The following is an 18,222-nucleotide window of genomic DNA, read 5'->3' as shown; positions in this document are numbered from 1 at the left end:
GACACCATACTGGCAAGGAAAGGAAGGCACGCACAGACCAAAAAAGGACATCCTCGTGCCTATCCAGGACAAGCGTATTTACGACATCAGCGGCAGCAGCTGCTGATAGATTTTGTGGAACACGTCGCGTCTTTCCGCGTACCGCGCATGGCGTGACGCGTCAGGTAAATGCGCCTGTTCAAGCGTAAGCTGCGGCAACAGCTGCGAAAGCGGCTTTTCAGGGTTGATGGCTATCTGTGCCAGACGCGCGGCACCAAGTGCTGGCCCGACATCGCCACCGGTGCGAAAATCCAGCTGCAATCCACTGATATCCGCCAGCATCTGTCGCCAGTAAGGGCTTCGCGCACCACCGCCGATCAGGGTGACGCTTGCCGGTTTCAGACCGCAGTCATGCACCACGTCCATTCCGTCAGCCAGCGCATAGCCCACACCTTCCAGCACCGCACGCGCCAGTTCTGCCGGGCCATGCTGATGGGTTAAACCGAAGAACACCCCTTTCGCTTCCGGGTTGTTGTGCGGCGTACGCTCGCCGGAAAGATACGGTAAAAACCAGACGGTACCCGCAGCGTCATCCGCCTGCTGCGCCGCAGAAATGAGCGCCGGAACGTCGGCCATGCCGGTCAGCTTCGCCGCCCAGTCCAGGCAAGACGCCGCACTGAGCATGACCGACATCAAATGCCATTTCCCCGGAAGGGCATGGCAGAAGCTGTGTACCGCACTTTCAGGATTGCTGCGATACCCGTCGCTGACGGCAAAATAGACGCCAGACGTTCCCAGAGAAAGCATCGCCTGTCCCGCCTCAACCATGCCGACGCCCACGGCACCCGCCGCGTTGTCACCGCCACCTGCCACCACCGGTACGGCAGGCATATTCCAGCGTTCAGCAACGGCCGGCAGCAATGTACCGGTAATTTCGCTGCCTTCGAACAGTGCGGGCATATGCTCGCGGGTCAAATGGCAGGCATCCAGCATCGCCTCGCTCCAGTCACGTTTCGCCACGTCGAGCCACATGGTACCGGCGGCATCAGACATGTCGGAAGCAAAATCGCCCGTCATACGAAAGCGCAGATAGTCTTTCGGTAGCAGGACTTTCGCCACCTGACGGAAAATCTCCGGCTCGTGTCGCTGCACCCACAGTAATTTGGGCGCAGTAAAACCGGGCATCATCAGGTTGCCGGTGATGTCGCGGGATGTGGGCACGCGCGCCTCAAGAAGCGCACACTCTTCTGCACAGCGGCCATCGTTCCAGAGGATCGCTGGACGAAGCACGCGCTGCTGGCTATCCAGCAGCGTAGCGCCGTGCATTTGCCCGGCGATCCCCAGCGCTTTCACGTCACGCAGACTGTGTTGTTCACTTAAGGCCTGTATTGCACGATCCGTCGCCTGCCACCACTGCTCCGGATCCTGTTCCGACCACAGCGGGTGCGTACGTGAAACCTGCAGCTTTTCTGTCTGTGTTGCGACCACATCGCCTTGCTCGCTTAACAGGATGGCTTTCACACCCGATGTGCCAAGATCGATCCCGATATACATTCCGGTGACTCCTTTAACAGAAATGCCCGGTGGCGCTGCGCCGACCGGGCCTGGATGCTGTTATTTATCGAACAGATAGTGATTGACCAGATTTTCCAGCAACTCCTGGTGCCCGCTCTGGTGCTGCGGTGCCAGTTGATGTTGTTCAGCGTACTTCGCGATTTCCGCAAGTGATAACTGACCTTTCAAAATTTGCTGGCCCAGCTCACTGTTCCAGCCGCTGTAACGCTTCGCCACGCGTTTATCCAGTTCACCGTCTTCAATCATACGCGCGGCCACTTTCAGCGCCAGCGCCATCGTGTCCATCGCGCCAATGTGGCCATAGAACAGATCGTATTTATCGGTACTCTGACGACGCACTTTGGCGTCAAAGTTCAGGCCACCCGTAGTGAAACCACCCGCTTTGATAATTTCATACATCACCAGCGCATTCTCTTCCACGCTGTTCGGGAACTGGTCTGTATCCCAGCCCAGCTGTGCATCGCCCCGGTTAGCATCAACAGAGCCGAAGATGCCCAGCGCAATAGCAGAGGCAATCTCGTGATGGAAAGAGTGACCCGCCAGGGTGGCATGGTTGGCTTCAATGTTAACTTTAATCTCTTTTTCCAGGCCGAACTGCTTCAGGAAGCCGTACACGGTCGCCACATCGTAGTCATACTGATGCTTCGTCGGTTCCTGCGGTTTCGGTTCAATCAGCAGCGTCCCGCGGAAACCGATTTTGTGCTTATGCTCGACAACCATTTGCATAAAGCGGCCAATCTGCTCGCGTTCCTGGCGCAGATCGGTGTTGAGCAGGGTTTCATAGCCTTCACGACCGCCCCACAGAACATAGTTCTCACCACCCAACTGATGCGTGGCGTTCATTGCTGTCACAACCTGCGTAGCCGCCCAGCTAAACACTTCCGGATCCGGATTGGTTGCCGCGCCCGCACCGTAACGTGGGTTGGTGAAGCAGTTTGCCGTGCCCCACAGCAGCTTCACGCCGCTTTGCTGCTGTTTCGCCGCCAGCACATCCACCATCTGCGCAAAATTGTTCAGGTACTCTTTCAGCGACGCGCCTTCCGGTGACACATCGACATCATGGAAGCAGTAGTACGGCACGTTCAGCTTGTGGAAGAACTCAAACGCCACATCGGCTTTACGCTTCGCCAGCTCGATGGCCTCACCAGGTTGCTGCCACGGGCGGTCAAAGGAACCCACACCGAACATATCGGCACCATTCCAGCAGAAGGTATGCCAGTAACAGGCGGCAAAGCGCAGATGATCTTCCATGCGCTTACCCAGCACCAGCTCATCCGGGTTGTAGTGACGAAATGCTAAAGGATTGGTCGTTTTTGGGCCTTCGTAACGAACACGATCGAGTTGGTCGAAATAAGCTTGCATATTGAGCTCCATAATCAGGGGTATGCGGTGAGTCATAGATACAGGAGTAATAGTGAATAGACATTCTGGGTTGCTCAATTACGTTATTTCACACTGCTATTGAGAGAATGCACAACTGTGCACTGGCTCGCAAAATAATGTGCAAGCAAACTATTTTTCGGTGTGCATTCCAGAATCAAATGCAATTAAGACGTTACGTATTTTAAAATCCGATCGCGGTCATAAATTCAGAAATAAACCAAATATCATAATGAGAAGATAAAAATCTGTAATTGCCAGCCCGCCTTTCCCCGTTAAGAATTTGCTGCGTCTCAGTAGTGAATGTTTCTTTTATCTCAGCAACACATACCCCTACAAAAAGGCCTAATAATTATGAAGATAAAGAACCTGACCCTTACTCTATGCACAACTCTCCTCCTGGCAAGCTTTGCCGGACATGCGAAGGAGGTGAAAATCGGTATGGCGATTGACGATCTGCGTCTGGAGCGCTGGCAAAAAGATCGCGATATTTTTGTTAAAAAAGCAGAATCACTCGGCGCAAGCGTGTTTGTTCAGTCGGCTAACGGCAATGAAGAAACGCAAATGTCGCAAATTGAGAATATGATCAACCGTGGCGTCGATGTCCTGGTCATTATCCCCTATAACGGCCAGGTATTAAGTAACGTGGTGAAAGAAGCTAAACAAGAAGGCATAAAAGTCCTGGCCTATGACCGTATGATTAATAATGCGGACATTGATTATTATATTTCGTTCGACAATGAAAAAGTCGGTGAATTACAAGCGCAAAGCCTGATCGACAAGGTGCCTCAGGGTAATTATTTCCTGATGGGCGGTTCTCCGGTGGATAACAACGCCAAACTGTTCCGCGAAGGGCAAATGAAAGTCCTTAAACCTTACATCGACGACGGAAAAATTAAAGTGGTTGGCGATCAATGGGCCGACGGCTGGCTACCAGAAAACGCGCTGAAAATTATGGAAAACGCACTCACTGCCAACAATAACAAAATTGATGCGGTTGTGGCCTCCAACGATGCCACCGCAGGCGGTGCTATCCAGGCACTGAGCGCCCAGGGGCTGGCCGGTAAAGTCGCGATATCGGGTCAGGATGCCGATCTGGCCGGTGTAAAACGCATTATCGCAGGCACCCAAACCATGACGGTCTACAAACCCATTACCCAGCTTGCCAATACGGCTGCGGAAATCGCCGTAGAGCTGGGTAATGGTAAGCAGCCTAAAGCAGACGCAACGCTGAATAACGGGCTGAAGGATGTTCCGGCTCGCCTGCTCACACCGATTGAAGTCAATAAAGAGAACATTGACGCCACTGTCATTAAAGACGGTTTCCACAAGAAGAGCGAACTGTAACCTTACGCAGCCCCTGCTCTGCAGGGGCGCATCACGTTGTACTGTTCTTCCCTCGGGTTACGTGGAGCAGTTATGTCTTATTTACTTGAAATGAAAAGCATCACTAAGCGCTTCGGTACGGTGAAAGCCGTCGACAACGTCAGTCTCCGGCTGAACCCCGGCGAAGTGGTTTCGCTGTGTGGTGAAAACGGTTCGGGCAAATCAACATTGATGAAAGTGCTGTGCGGGATCTACCCGTACGGTAGCTACGAAGGCGAAATCGTCTTTGCCGGTGAAGTCATCCAGGCGACACACATTCGCGATACCGAACGTAAAGGCATCGCCATCATCCACCAGGAGCTGGCACTGGTGAAGCATCTCACCGTGCTGGAGAACATTTTCCTTGGGGCTGAGATTTCCCGCCACGGCGTGCTGGACTACGACACCATGACGCTGCGCTGTGAAAAGCTGCTGGCGCAGGTGAGTCTCAGCATTTCACCGGATACCCGCGTGGGCGATCTTGGTCTGGGGCAGCAGCAGCTGGTCGAAATTGCGAAAGCGCTTAATAAACAGGTCAGGCTGCTGATCCTTGATGAACCAACGGCGTCGCTCACCGAACAGGAAACCGCGGTACTGCTCAATATCATCCGCGATCTGCAAAACCACGGCATCGCCTGCATCTACATTTCGCACAAGCTGAATGAGGTCAAAGCCATTTCTGACACCATCTGCGTGATCCGCGACGGGCAACACATCGGCACGCGCGAAGCCGCAGGCATGAGTGAAGATGACATCATCACCATGATGGTAGGCCGCGAGCTGACGGCGCTCTACCCGAATGAACCTCATGCAACCGGCGATGAAGTGTTGCGCGTGGAAAACCTGACCGCGTGGCATCCCGTTAACCGCCACATCAAGCGTGTAAATAACGTCTCGTTTTCTCTGCACAGCGGCGAAATTCTCGGTATTGCCGGGTTAGTCGGCGCCGGGCGCACCGAAGCCGTACAGTGTCTGTTTGGCGTGTGGCCGGGGCGCTGGGAGGGCACGATATATATCGACGGTCAGCCGGTGAAAATCGACAACTGCCAACAGGCGATTGCCCGCGGCATTGCCATGGTGCCGGAAGACCGCAAAAAAGACGGCATCGTACCGGTCATGGCTGTGGGTAAAAACATCACCCTTGCAGCTCTTGATCAGTTCTCCGGCACCCTGAGCAGCCTGGATGATGCCGCTGAGCAGCAGTGTATTCTTCAGTCGCTCGCCCGACTGAAGGTAAAAACATCCTCTCCGGAACTGGCCATTGGCCGTCTGAGTGGGGGCAATCAGCAGAAGGCGATTCTGGCGCGCTGCCTGCTTCTCAATCCACGCATATTAATCCTTGATGAGCCAACGCGCGGGATTGATATCGGCGCCAAATATGAAATCTACAAACTGATTAATCAGCTTGTACAGCAAGGGATTGCCGTCATTGTCATCTCGTCTGAATTACCCGAAGTGCTCGGTCTGAGTGACCGCGTGCTGGTAATGCACGAGGGAAAACTGAAAGCCAACCTGATTAACCAGAACCTGACGCAGGAGCAGGTGATGGAAGCCGCTTTAAGGAGCGAACGTCATGTCGAAAAGCAATCCGTCTGATATCAAAGTCGCGGTTCCGACGCCCGGATCATTTGCGGGGCTAAAAGCGCTGAATCTGCAAGTTTTCGTGATGATCGCGGCGATTATCGTCATCATGCTGTTCTTTACCTGGATGACCGATGGCTCGTACTTAAGTGCGCGTAACGTCTCTAACCTGCTGCGTCAGACGGCCATCACCGGCATTCTGGCTGTGGGCATGGTGTTCGTGATTATCTCAGCGGAGATCGACCTGTCAGTCGGTTCGATGATGGGTTTACTCGGTGGCGTGGCGGCCATTTTTGACGTCTGGCTTGGCTGGCCGCTGCCGTTGACCGTTGCGGTGACGCTGGTGCTGGGACTTGTACTCGGTGCCTGGAACGGCTGGTGGGTTGCCTACCGTAAAGTCCCGTCGTTCATTGTCACTCTGGCAGGGATGCTGGCCTTCCGCGGGATCTTAATCGGCATTACCAACGGCACCACCGTCTCCCCCACCAGCGCGGCGATGTCGCAGATTGGTCAGAGTTACCTCTCCGATAGCGTGGGCTTTACGATTGGCGTGGTAGGTTTGCTGGCGTTTGTCGCGTGGCAGTGGCGTGGGCGCATGCGCCGTCAGGCGCTGGGGCTGGCTTCTCCTGCATCAACGTCCGTGGCGGGGCGTCAGGCCCTTACGGCGGTTATTGTGCTAGGCGCAATCTGGCTTCTGAACGACTACCGTGGCGTCCCGACTCCTGTATTGCTGCTGGCACTGTTACTGCTGGGTGGCATGTTTATGGCCACGCGCACCGCGTTTGGCCGCCGCATTTACGCCATCGGCGGCAATCTGGAGGCCGCTCGCCTCTCCGGGATCAATGTCGAGCGTACCAAACTCGCGGTGTTCGCCATTAACGGTCTGATGGTGGCTATCGCCGGGTTGATCCTCAGCTCACGTCTGGGGGCGGGTTCTCCCTCCGCCGGTAACATCGCCGAGCTGGATGCCATCGCCGCCTGCGTAATTGGTGGTACCAGCCTCGCGGGTGGTATCGGTAGCGTGGCGGGCGCGGTCATGGGGGCATTTATCATGGCGTCGTTGGATAACGGGATGAGTATGATGGACGTCCCGACGTTTTGGCAGTATATCGTCAAGGGGGCCATTCTTTTACTCGCCGTCTGGATGGACTCGGCTACCAAACGACGGGCCTGATAACAGTATGATGACTTAATTGGGAAGAGAGCCATGTTCGAAAAGCGTCACCGCATTACGTTGTTATTCAATGCCAATAAAGCCTATGACCGTCAGGTTGTTGAAGGGGTTGGTGAATATTTGCAGGCGTCGCAATCCGAATGGGATATCTTTATTGAGGAAGATTTTCGTACCCGTCTGGAGAACATCAAAGACTGGCTGGGTGATGGCGTTATCGCCGACTATGACGATCCCGTCATTGAGCAACTGCTGACAGACGTCGACGTCCCGATTGTGGGCGTCGGCGGCTCTTACCATTCCCCCGAACACTATCCGCCGGTTCACTATATTGCCACCGATAACCATGCCCTGGTGGAGGCAGCCTTTCTCCATTTAAAAGAGAAAGGCGTCCATCGCTTCGCGTTTTATGGCTTACCCGCCACCAGCGGCAAGCGCTGGGCCGTTGAGCGTGAACACGCGTTTTGCCAGTTGGTCGCGCAGGAGAAGTACCGTGGCGTAGTGTATCAGGGGCTGGAAACCGCCCCTGAAAACTGGCAGCACGCGCAAAACCGTCTGGCTGACTGGCTGCAAACGCTGCCACCGCAAACCGGGATTATTGCCGTCACGGACGCCCGCGCACGCCACGTTTTGCAGGTATGCGAACATTTGCACATCCCGGTACCGGAAAAACTGTGCGTGATTGGCATTGATAACGAAGAACTCACCCGCTATCTGTCTCGCGTGGCGCTCTCCTCCGTTGCACAAGGGACGCGTCAGATGGGTTATCAGGCAGCGAAGCTGCTGCATCGTCTGCTGGATAAAGAATCCCTGTCGCTTCAGCGGTTGCTTGTGCCTCCTGTCCGCGTCGTTGAACGTCGCTCAACCGACTATCGCTCCTTAAGCGACCCGGCCGTCATTCAGGCCATGCACTTTATTCGCAACCACGCCTGCAAGGGAATTAAGGTCGATCAGGTGCTGGATTCGGTGGGTATTTCGCGTTCGAATCTGGAGAAACGCTTCAAAGAAGAAGTGGGCGAAACCATTCATGCCGTCATCCATGCTGAAAAGCTGGAGAAAGCGCGCAGCTTGCTCATCTCCACGTCACTGTCGATTAACGAAATCTCGCAGATGTGCGGCTACCCATCTCTGCAATATTTCTATTCGGTGTTTCGCAAAGAGTACGACACCACGCCAAAAGAGTACCGGGATCGCTACAGTGAGGTGCTGATATAGAAAAAAAACGCCTTCCAGTGGAAGGCGTTTTTTTGAGATTACATATGGGCGGCGATTAAGCGCTGGTTATCCTGGTACATGGCGAACAGATAGTTGTTATAGCTCTGTCCCTTCGTCGAATAACCTTTCAGCTTGTGGATCATCGTGGTGGCCGTCACTTCCTGATCCGCTTTACGCAGCTGTGCGCGTGATTTACGGAACGATGAATAGGCCGGATGCGTGTTCAGATTCACCACGTAGGCACTCACGGAATCCTTCACGGATTCAAACTGCGAATAGCCTTTCACCTTACCAGGCGCATTGTTACAACGACCTTTCACACATTTCATGCCGAAAAGGTTGTTGTTGCTACGCGCCAGCTTTGACGTGCCCCAGCCGCTTTCGGCTGCCGCCATGGTCGCAACCATGCTATTCGGGATGATATCCACACGCTCCAGCAGAGAATTCCACGGCACACGACGTGTGTTACCGTTCCAGCTCAGCTTGTAGCGCTTCGTGATATCTTTCAGACGCGCGCGTTCTGACGGCGACCAGCGGCTATCGTACTGTTTGGAAATCAGCCAGTTACGATCCGCAGTAATCGCGGCATTTTGACTCGTGATGTAAGGCATTACCGTCCGGAGAAACGCTTTTTTCCTTGGTGTTCCGGAAGGGTATTTTCGCAAATCAGGAAGTGAACTACTCTTTGCACTATTGCGAGAATACTCTTGTTTACTGCTAACCTTACTACTTGTCGTCTTTATAACGTGGGCTTTCTTACTCGTTGTATCCGTGTGCGTCTTCGCAAGCACCTCACCCGAAAATGCCGTGGTGAGTAACATGAGTATCGCAGCCCCATATCGTCGAATGGGAGTCGATATCATTAGGTCTCCTGGTCGGATGTAATCATCCTAACACCTTATTTTTTTCACAAATTTGAGAGCGGAATCTCAAATCATATCAAAAATAGACTTCAAGAGCACGTATAGAAATAGTCCAATTCCGAAACTATGTCATCTAAAACTTGCTCACAAAAACACCATTCCCGAAAAAATGTGTGCGGTATCGCAGATAACTGCTTAATTTTGCGCGAGATCACTCATCCTCTCGCGTCCTCCTGGCAGAAAGCGATAAGGGATGAGTTTTTACCCTCAGCCTGGTGGCACACTGGTCAAAAATGCCGCGACAGGAAAATGGAATGAAACGCACCGCAATAGCCTTTCTGATGTTACCCGCACTGGCACATGCAGGCTGGTCATCACCGGGGTTTACTGCATTTAACACCGAAGGCACCGGGATTTTCACCAGCCAGACAAAGCTCGCGAAGGGTACGCGTCCTCTTACACTAAGTTTTGACAAGACGTGCTGGCAGCCAACAGATGCGATAAAACTCAACGAGATGCTGTCGCTCAAACCCTGTAACGGCACGCCGCCGCAGTGGCGTCTTTTCCGCGACGGTGAATACCAGATGCGGATTGATACCCGATCCGGCACACCCACCCTGATGCTGACCATCCGGAGTGCCGCAGAACAGCCGGTTACCAACGTTATCCACCAGTGCCCGAAGTGGGACGGTAAACCGCTGACGCTGGACGTCAGCCATACCTTCCCGGAAGGCTCCGTCGTACGCGACTACTACAGTAAGCAGACGGTGACGGTGCAGAATGGAAAAATCACTCTGCAACCGGCCGCCAACAGCAACGGCCTGCTGCTGCTTGAGCGCGCCGAAACCGACAAGCCTGCGCCGTTTAGCTGGCAGAACGCCACTGTCTATTTTGTGCTGACCGACCGTTTTGTGAATGGTGACCCGAGCAACGACAACAGCTATGGCCGTCACAAAGACGGAATGCAGGAGATTGGTACCTTCCACGGTGGAGATCTCAAGGGGCTCGCCAGCAAGCTCGACTATTTACAACAGCTGGGGGTGAACGCGCTGTGGATTAGCTCGCCGCTGGAGCAGATCCACGGCTGGGTCGGCGGTGGCACCAAAGGTGATTTCCCACACTACGCCTATCATGGCTATTACACTCAGGACTGGACGAAGCTCGACGCTAACATGGGCACCGAAGATGATTTACGTCATCTGGTCGATGAAGCGCATAAACGTGGCATTCGTATCCTGTTCGATATCGTCATGAACCACACGGGTTACGCGACGCTTGCGGACATGCAGGAGTATCAGTTTGGCGCCTTGTATCTGCAGGGTGATGAGCTGAAAAAGACGTTGGGAGAACGCTGGACGGACTGGAAGCCGGGCGCAGGCCAAAGCTGGCACAGCTTTAACGACTACATCAACTTTAGCGACAAAGCCGCATGGGATAAATGGTGGGGGAAAAAGTGGATCCGCACTGATATCGGTGATTACGACAACCCCGGCTTTGATGATTTAACCATGTCGCTGGCATTTTTACCCGACCTGAAAACGGAATCCACCACACCTTCCGGGTTGCCAAACTTCTATCAACACAAGCCTGATACCCATGCGAAAGCCATCCCCGGGTATACCCCGCGTGATTACCTGACCCACTGGCTCAGCCAGTGGGTGCGTGACTACGGTATTGATGGTTTCCGGGTTGATACGGCCAAACACGTTGAGCTTGCGGCCTGGCAACAGCTGAAAGACCAGGCCAGCCAGGCGCTGGCGGCCTGGAAAGGTGCTCACCCGGACAAAAAGCTCGACAATGCACCATTCTGGATGACCGGGGAATCCTGGGGCCACGGCGTCATGCAGAGTGATTATTACCGCCACGGTTTCGATGGGATGATTAACTTTGATTATCAGGAGCAGGCGGCAAAAGCGGTGAACTGTCTGGCGGATATCGACCTCACCTGGCAGCAGATGGCGGAAAAACTGCAAAGTTTCAACGTCCTGAGCTATCTCTCTTCGCATGACACGCGCCTGTTCCGTGAAGGGGGTCAACGCGCAGCTGAACTGCTCTTGTTAGCACCGGGTAGTGTACAAATCTATTACGGAGATGAATCTGAACGTCCATTTGGGCCAACAGGTTCAGACCCGTTACAAGGTACCCGTTCGGATATGAACTGGCAGGACGTCACGGGCAAACAGTCCTTAACCGTCGCCCACTGGCAAACGCTGGGTCAGTTCCGCGCACGCCATCCGGCGATTGGTGAAGGCAAACAAACCACGCTGTCGCTGAAAGAGGGATATGGCTTCGTGCGCGAGCATAATGGCGATAAGGTGATGGTAGTATGGGCAGGTAATTAAGAACGGCTCACTCCAGTACCCTCTCCCTGCGGGAGAGGGTTACGGTGAGGGAAAAATCAACAGAACTATTCACTACATAAATCCATTCCTGCCACATAAAACAACAAATCCGACCACGCCACCCGATTTGCACCAGCACGGTGCTAGCGTTATGGTTACCCACTTTCAAAATAAGCTCGATAGATCACCTGCTATGACGTTTTCACTTTTCGGCGACAAATTCACCCGCCATTCAGGCATTACTCGCCTGATGGAGGACCTCAACGACGGGCTGCGCACACCGGGCGCAATCATGCTCGGCGGCGGAAACCCGGCTCAAATCCCGGAGATGAATACCTATTTCCAGACGCTGCTCGCTCAGATGCTGGAAAGCGGCAAAGCAACCGATGCGCTTTGCAATTACGACGGCCCGCAGGGTAAAACCGAACTGCTGGCACTCCTCGCCGAAATGCTGCGTGACGAGCTGGGCTGGGATATCGAACCACAGAATATTGCACTGACAAACGGCAGCCAGAGCGCGTTTTTCTACTTGTTTAACCTGTTCGCAGGGCGTCGCGCCGACGGCACCACCAAAAAGGTGTTGTTCCCGCTGGCACCGGAGTATATCGGCTACGCCGATTCCGGCCTGGAAGAGGATCTGTTCGTCTCCGCGCGCCCGAATATCGAGTTGTTGCCGGAAGGCCAGTTCAAATATCACGTCGATTTTGAACACCTGCATATTGGTGAAGAGACGGGCATGATCTGCGTATCGCGTCCGACGAATCCAACGGGCAACGTGATCACCGATGACGAACTGATGAAACTGGATGCGCTGGCGAATCAGCACGGCATTCCGCTGGTGATCGATAACGCCTATGGCGTACCGTTCCCGGGCATTATCTTCAGCGAAGCACGTCCGCTGTGGAACCCGAACATTGTCCTGTGCATGAGCCTCTCTAAGCTGGGCCTGCCGGGTAGCCGCTGCGGGATTATCATCGCGAATGAAAAAATCATCACCGCCATTACCAACATGAACGGCATTATCAGCCTTTCACCGGGCGGTATCGGCCCGGCGATGATGTGCGAAATGATTAAGCGCAACGACCTGCTGCGTCTGTCCAATGAGGTGATTAAGCCGTTCTATTACCTGCGTGTTCAGGAGACAATTGCGACACTTCGCCGCTATTTACCGGAAGAACGCTGCCTGATCCACAAACCTGAAGGGGCGATTTTCCTGTGGCTGTGGTTTAAGGATCTACCCATCACCACCGAACTGCTCTATCAACGCCTGAAGAAGCGCGGCGTGTTGATGGTACCGGGCGATTACTTCTTCCCAGGCCTGGATAAACCGTGGCCGCATACGCACCAGTGCATGCGTATGAACTACGTGCCCGATCCGGAAAAAATCGAAGCGGGTGTCAAAATTCTGGCCGAAGAAATCGAAAAAGCCTGGCGCGAAGAGGGTTAAGGTTTTACACCAGATGATGCTGTCGTTCCGTACGTAATCTGGCGGTATCAACACAGCGCAACGCGTGGGTTGGACAGGCCTCCACACAGGCCGGTCCGCCTTCGCGATGCAGGCACAAATCACACTTCAGCGCATGTGCCTTATTCCCCTCAAGCCGAACCTGCATCGCCCCAAACGGGCACGCCAGCATACAGCTTTTGCAACCAATGCAGCGCGTCTGATCAACGAGCCACGCTCCCGCCGAGCGGCGAATGGCATGGGTTGGGCAGACATTGGCGCAGGGTGCGTCTTCGCACTGGTGACAGCCAACCGCCGTGGTATATGACCCCCCTTTAACCACACGAATGCGTGGTGTAAAGGCATGTGCGGATACGGAATCCTGATGCGAGACCGCACAGGCCGCTTCGCATGTGCGGCACCCGATGCATTTTTCCGCATCCGCCATGATAAATCGGTTCATCTGTTACGCCTCGCGTACGTTAAAACCCAGTTCTTTTGAAATAGCCTCTGCCGTTTCGCGCAGTGGTTTAAGCAAGTTTTTCTCGCCCACCTGCTTCATGCGTGATGTCGATAGCGATATGGAGATCGCATACGGCACGCGGCCATGAATATCAAACACCGGCACGGCGATACAGGAGACACCCAGCTCGTTCTCTTCTTTGTCCATCGCCATGCTGCGATCGCGAATTTCCGCCAGCTCATCATACATGGCACTCAATTCTGTGATGGTGTTGCGGGTCAAAGGTTGGATCTGTTCCTGATGGCTTTCCCAGTAGCTCGCCACATAGTCCTGGTGACCAAACGCCATGTAGATCTTGCCCATCGCTGAGCAGTAAAGCGGCATATGCTGACCGATATAAGCACGCGTGCGCAGCATACCGGTTGTCGGCTCGAGTTTATAAATCAGGATCGCGTGGTCGTCTTCCCGGCTGGAAAAGTTCACCGTTTCACCCGTAGCAATATTCAGCGCTTCAAGGTGTGGCGCCGCCACGTGGATGATATTGAGCGACGACAGCGCCTTTTGCCCGACGGCGATAAATTTGGTGGTCAGACGGTAACTGCCCGCCGCAGGCGCCGGGGTAACGTACCCGCACGACTGTAACCCCTGGAGTAACCGGTGCACGGTGCTCTTATTCAAACCAGCCAGTTCCGATAAATGCGCGAGCGGGCACCCGTTCGGATAGTTGCTGAGGATCTCAATCAGCATCAGGCCGCGAAACAAGCTCTGGCTACCTGCTGGCCTCTCTTTTTCTTGCGTCATTTCGCTCTCTTTCATGCTCATTAAATGGCTCCTTTTTATCGCGCTCCTGATGGTAGCGCAAAGTGTGGTTTAGTTCACGATCTCAACAGAAAAAACACAACCAGTTGATTTTAATGATTTTTGAAAAACATGAATGTCGTTGATCTGACAAATTTTGATCGTTATATTTGAAATCAGATTTCGCATAGTGAAATTTAACGATAAAAAAGCACTCGCACTGACACCTAAAATGAACAGGAGAACAGGGATGAAAGTGACCTTTGAAGAGTTGAAAGCGGCGTTTAATCGGGTCCTGATCGACCGCGGCGTAAAAGCTGACGCCGCAGATGCCTGTGCGGAGATGTTTGCCCGCACTACAGAATCCGGCGTCTATTCACACGGCGTGAACCGTTTCCCGCGTTTTATTCAGCAACTTGACGCTGGCGACATCATTCCTGACGCTCTGCCAAAACGGATAACGTCATTAGGTGCCATTGAGCAGTGGGATGCTCAGCGCGCCATCGGCAACCTGACAGCGAAGAAAATGATGGATCGCGCCACGGAGCTGGCATCCGATCATGGGATCGGCCTGGTGGCTCTGCGTAACGCAAACCACTGGATGCGCGGCGGCAGCTACGGCTGGCAGGCGGCGGAGAAGGGTTATATTGGAATTTGCTGGACCAACTCCATTGCTGTGATGCCCGCGTGGGGATCAAAAGAATGCTGCATCGGCACCAACCCACTGATCGTTGCGATTCCCTCCAACCCAATCACCATGGTCGACATGTCGATGTCGATGTTCTCCTACGGCATGCTGGAAGTAAATCGCCTGGCCGGGCGCGAGTTGCCGGTTGATGGCGGGTTTGACGACGAGGGTAATCTCACCCGTGAACCCGGCGTCATTGAGAAAAACCGTCGCATTTTGCCAATGGGCTACTGGAAAGGGTCCGGCCTGTCTATCGTACTGGATATGATCGCGACACTGCTTTCCAACGGTTCTTCCGTGGCGGAAGTCACTCAGGACAACAGCGACGAGTACGGTGTATCGCAGATCTTTATCGCCATTGAGGTCGATAAACTGATCGACGGCCCAACCCGCGATGCCAAACTTCAGCGCATTATGGATTTCATCACCAACGCTGAGCGCTCAGACGAAAACGTCGCCATCCGTCTGCCGGGGCATGAATTCACCCGCCTGCAGGAAGAGAACCGCCGTAACGGCATCACGGTTGATGACAGCGTGTGGGCGAAAATCCAGGCCCTGTAAGGAGTGGACGATGATATTCGGACATATTTCACAGCCAAATCCGTGCCGTCTCCCACAGGCGATTGAAAAGGCGCTCGATTTTCTGCGCACCACGGACTTCACGGCACTGGAGCCGGGCGTTGTTGAAATTGAGGGACGCAACATCTTTGCCCAGGTGCTCGATCTCACCACCAAAGCGTGGCATGAGAATCGCCCGGAAGTACACCGACGTTATCTGGATATCCAGTTTCTGGCTTGGGGTGAAGAGAAAATTGGTATCGCTATAGATACCGGTACTAACAAAATAAGCGAATCATTACTGGAACAGCGGGATATTATTTTTTATCACGCCAGCGAAAACGAATCATTTATTGAAATGATACCCGGCAGCTATGCCATATTTTTCCCGCAGGACGTCCACCGTCCTGCCTGTATTAAGAGCAAAGAATCCACAATTCGTAAAATTGTGGTGAAAGTGGCAATCAGTGAATTGAATTAATTTTCTGATAAATACAGGAATGCGAAATGACCAACACCGGTTTTATTATTGGTGCGTACCCCTGCGCACCTTCGTTTCACCAGAAAGGTGAACAAGAAGAACAAACCTTCTGGCGGGAACTTTCCGACACGCCCAACATCCGCGGGCTGGAACAACCTTGCCTTGAAAACCTGCATCCGTTTGGTGATGAATGGCTGTTCCGTCATACGCCAGGGGACTGGCAAATCGTGGTGACGGCAGTGATGGAAACCATGCGCCGCCGTGGTACCAACGGCGCGTTCGGTCTGGCCTCCGCCGACGAGCAACAGCGTAAGGCCTGCGTCGAATTCTATCGCCATCTGCACCAGAAAATTGACGCCGTGAATGCCCGTTACCCCGGGAAAGTGATCGCCCTGGAGATGCAGGCAGCACCGCAGGCAGGTAATGCCTCTGTCGAACACGCCACCGAGGCATTCTCTCGCTCCATTCGTGAAATAGCAGACTGGGACTGGTCATGCGATCTGATTCTTGAGCACTGCGATGCTATGACCGGACTCGCTCCGCGTAAGGGGTTTTTACCCCTGGAGCAGGTACTGGAAGTGGTGAAAGATACGGATATCAGCGTCTGCATCAACTGGGCACGTTCGGCCATCGAAGGTCGTAACACCGCCCTTCCGCTTGAGCATGTTCAGACCGCACTCAACGCCGGAAAGCTTGGCGCGCTGATGTTCTCCGGGACAACAGCAACCGGTGAATACGGTGACTGGCAGGATCTCCATGCACCATTTTCTTCATTCTGCGCCGACAGTTTACTGACCACTGAACACGCAAAAACACTCTTTACTGCGGCGAGCGCCGCAACATTAAAATTCTCCGGTATTAAATTGCTGGAAATAAATGCTAATGCTGACGTCAGCCATCGCATTGCCATTTTGCGCGACGGCATTAGCGCCATGAAAAAAGCGACACAATAAAAATAAAAATCTTATTCCGGTTACATTTACTGAGACATTAAATATGAACACGACTTCTCAAGCTCTACATGCGGATATTCCGCGCCAGCGCTGGCTAAGAATCATCCCCCCTATTCTTATCGCCTGCATTATTTCTTATATGGACCGAGTGAATATTGCATTTGCGATGCCAGGTGGTATGGATGAAGAATTAGGTATATCCGCCACAATGGCTGGCCTGGCGGGCGGTATCTTCTTTATCGGCTATCTGTTCCTGCAGGTTCCCGGTGGCAAAATTGCTGTTCATGGTAGTGGTAAGAAGTTTATCGGCTGGTCGCTGGTCGCCTGGGCGGTGATCTCGGTACTCACGGGTCTCGTGACGAATCAGTATCAGCTTCTGGTGCTGCGATTCTTACTCGGCGTGGCGGAGGGCGGGATGCTGCCCGTTGTGCTCACCATGATCAGTAACTGGTTCCCGGATGCCGAGCGAGGTCGCGCCAACGCGATTGTGATTATGTTTGTGCCCATTGCAGGGATCATCACAGCACCGTTGTCGGGTTGGATCATCACCGCGCTCGACTGGCGCTGGCTGTTCATTATTGAAGGGCTGATGTCCGTTGTGGTGCTGGTGCTCTGGGCATTCACCGTGTATGACCGTCCACAAGAAGCCCGCTGGATATCGGAAGCCGAAAAAAACTACCTGGTGAAAACGCTGGCGGCGGAACAGCTGGCGATTGCCGGTAAAGAGGTGAAAAATGCCTCGCTCAGCGCAGTGCTGTCCGACAAAACCATGTGGCAGCTGATCGCCCTGAACTTCTTCTACCAGACCGGAATTTATGGTTACACCCTCTGGCTGCCAACCATCCTGAAAGAGCTGACGCATACCAGTATCGGCCAGGTAGGGATGCTCGCCATTCTGCCTTACATCGGCGCGATTGCGGGCATGTTCCTGTTCTCGTCTCTTTCTGACCGTACCGGCAAGCGCAAGTTGTTTGTCTCCCTGCCCTTGATAGGTTTCGCGCTCTGCATGTTCCTTTCTGTGGCGCTAAAAGAGAACACCTGGTTGGCCTATGCCGCGCTGGTGGGCTGCGGCTTCTTCCTGCAATCCGCTGCGGGTGTGTTCTGGACTATTCCGGCGCGTCTGTTTAGCGCCGAAATGGCGGGCGGTGCGCGCGGCGTGATTAACGCCCTGGGTAATCTCGGTGGCTTCTGCGGCCCTTATGCGGTTGGCGTGCTTATCACGCTGTACAGCAAAGACGCAGGGGTTTACTGCCTGGCGGTATCTCTGGCGCTGGCCTCGCTGCTGGCCCTGCTGTTACCGGCGAAATGCGATGCCGGCTCTGAGCCGAATCCCACGGTGAATCCACATAAACGTGCGGCCTGATGT

Annotated in this window: 15 protein-coding genes; 10 read left to right on the top strand and 5 right to left on the bottom strand. The window is 53.8% G+C overall.

Going from position 1 to position 18,222, the window contains the following annotated elements:
- Positions 1-78: 78 nt before the first annotated feature.
- Complete coding sequence (gene xylB / locus ACJ9Y9_RS00895) at positions 79-1,533, bottom strand: xylulokinase (protein ID WP_028018252.1); 1,455 nt, start codon at positions 1,531-1,533, stop codon at positions 79-81.
- A 60-nt stretch (positions 1,534-1,593) separates the two neighbouring features.
- A complete protein-coding gene (xylA, locus tag ACJ9Y9_RS00890) occupies positions 1,594-2,916 on the bottom strand; it encodes a xylose isomerase (protein WP_014830210.1) in 1,323 nt (440 codons plus the stop codon).
- Between the two features lie 372 nt (positions 2,917-3,288).
- Here xylA and xylF point away from each other — a divergent pair, with 372 nt between their 5' ends.
- The 4 genes from xylF (at position 3,289) to xylR (ending at position 8,266) form a co-directional block, all read left to right on the top strand.
- Entirely contained in the window at positions 3,289-4,281 is a 993-nt protein-coding gene (gene xylF / locus ACJ9Y9_RS00885) for a D-xylose ABC transporter substrate-binding protein (RefSeq protein ID WP_028018251.1), read from the top strand.
- A 72-nt stretch (positions 4,282-4,353) separates the two neighbouring features.
- Positions 4,354-5,895 carry a xylose ABC transporter ATP-binding protein gene (locus tag ACJ9Y9_RS00880; protein WP_028018250.1) on the top strand — a complete coding sequence of 514 codons (1,542 nt, stop codon included), beginning with the start codon at positions 4,354-4,356 and terminating at the stop codon, positions 5,893-5,895.
- Positions 5,873-7,054 carry a xylose ABC transporter permease XylH gene (gene xylH, locus ACJ9Y9_RS00875; protein WP_028018249.1) on the top strand — a complete coding sequence of 394 codons (1,182 nt, stop codon included), beginning with the start codon at positions 5,873-5,875 and terminating at the stop codon, positions 7,052-7,054. Before ACJ9Y9_RS00880 ends, xylH begins: the two co-directional genes overlap by 23 nt.
- A gap of 33 nt (positions 7,055-7,087) precedes the next feature.
- The gene (gene xylR / locus ACJ9Y9_RS00870) at positions 7,088-8,266 is read left to right on the top strand and encodes a D-xylose utilization transcriptional activator XylR (RefSeq protein WP_028018248.1); all 1,179 of its coding nucleotides are present in this window, start codon (positions 7,088-7,090) and stop codon (positions 8,264-8,266) included.
- A gap of 38 nt (positions 8,267-8,304) precedes the next feature.
- Here the strand turns inward: xylR and ACJ9Y9_RS00865 are convergent, their stop codons facing one another.
- Entirely contained in the window at positions 8,305-9,129 is an 825-nt protein-coding gene (locus ACJ9Y9_RS00865; RefSeq protein ID WP_032666887.1) for a protein bax, read from the bottom strand.
- Between the two features lie 314 nt (positions 9,130-9,443).
- Between ACJ9Y9_RS00865 and ACJ9Y9_RS00860 the strand changes: the two genes are divergently transcribed.
- Both ACJ9Y9_RS00860 and avtA read left to right on the top strand, forming a co-directional pair.
- Positions 9,444-11,471 carry an alpha-amylase gene (locus tag ACJ9Y9_RS00860; RefSeq protein ID WP_028018246.1) on the top strand — a complete coding sequence of 676 codons (2,028 nt, stop codon included), beginning with the start codon at positions 9,444-9,446 and terminating at the stop codon, positions 11,469-11,471.
- 193 nt (positions 11,472-11,664) lie between these two features.
- Complete coding sequence (gene avtA, locus ACJ9Y9_RS00855; protein WP_028018245.1) at positions 11,665-12,918, top strand: valine--pyruvate transaminase; 1,254 nt, start codon at positions 11,665-11,667, stop codon at positions 12,916-12,918.
- A gap of 4 nt (positions 12,919-12,922) precedes the next feature.
- On the opposite strand, the gene ACJ9Y9_RS00850 is transcribed toward avtA, so the two are convergent.
- Together ACJ9Y9_RS00850 and yiaJ are read right to left on the bottom strand one after the other, a co-directional pair.
- The gene (locus tag ACJ9Y9_RS00850; protein ID WP_028018244.1) at positions 12,923-13,378 is read right to left on the bottom strand and encodes a 4Fe-4S dicluster domain-containing protein; all 456 of its coding nucleotides are present in this window, start codon (positions 13,376-13,378) and stop codon (positions 12,923-12,925) included.
- A gap of 3 nt (positions 13,379-13,381) precedes the next feature.
- Positions 13,382-14,200: an IclR family transcriptional regulator YiaJ gene (gene yiaJ / locus ACJ9Y9_RS00845; protein WP_021242452.1), complete on the bottom strand. Its 819-nt coding sequence runs from the start codon at positions 14,198-14,200 to the stop codon at positions 13,382-13,384.
- Positions 14,201-14,426: 226 nt separating this feature from the next.
- On the opposite strand from yiaJ, the gene yiaK reads away from it, so the two are divergent.
- The 4 genes from yiaK to ACJ9Y9_RS00825 are packed head-to-tail and all read left to right on the top strand — an operon-like array spanning position 14,427 to position 18,219.
- Positions 14,427-15,425: a 3-dehydro-L-gulonate 2-dehydrogenase gene (gene yiaK, locus ACJ9Y9_RS00840; protein WP_028018243.1), complete on the top strand. Its 999-nt coding sequence runs from the start codon at positions 14,427-14,429 to the stop codon at positions 15,423-15,425.
- A gap of 10 nt (positions 15,426-15,435) precedes the next feature.
- Positions 15,436-15,903, top strand: a complete 468-nt coding sequence (locus tag ACJ9Y9_RS00835) for a YhcH/YjgK/YiaL family protein (protein WP_028018242.1) — start codon at positions 15,436-15,438, stop codon at positions 15,901-15,903.
- Positions 15,904-15,929: 26 nt separating this feature from the next.
- Positions 15,930-16,856, top strand: a complete 927-nt coding sequence (locus ACJ9Y9_RS00830) for a DUF4862 family protein (RefSeq protein ID WP_028018241.1) — start codon at positions 15,930-15,932, stop codon at positions 16,854-16,856.
- Positions 16,857-16,899: 43 nt separating this feature from the next.
- The gene (locus ACJ9Y9_RS00825) at positions 16,900-18,219 is read left to right on the top strand and encodes an MFS transporter (protein ID WP_028018240.1); all 1,320 of its coding nucleotides are present in this window, start codon (positions 16,900-16,902) and stop codon (positions 18,217-18,219) included.
- Positions 18,220-18,222 lie beyond the last annotated feature (3 nt).

This window comes from Enterobacter sp. CPE_E1241 (assembly GCF_045618265.1).
Lineage (GTDB): Bacteria > Pseudomonadota > Gammaproteobacteria > Enterobacterales > Enterobacteriaceae > Enterobacter > Enterobacter adelaidei.
This window is presented reverse-complemented; position numbering and strand designations above follow the sequence as displayed.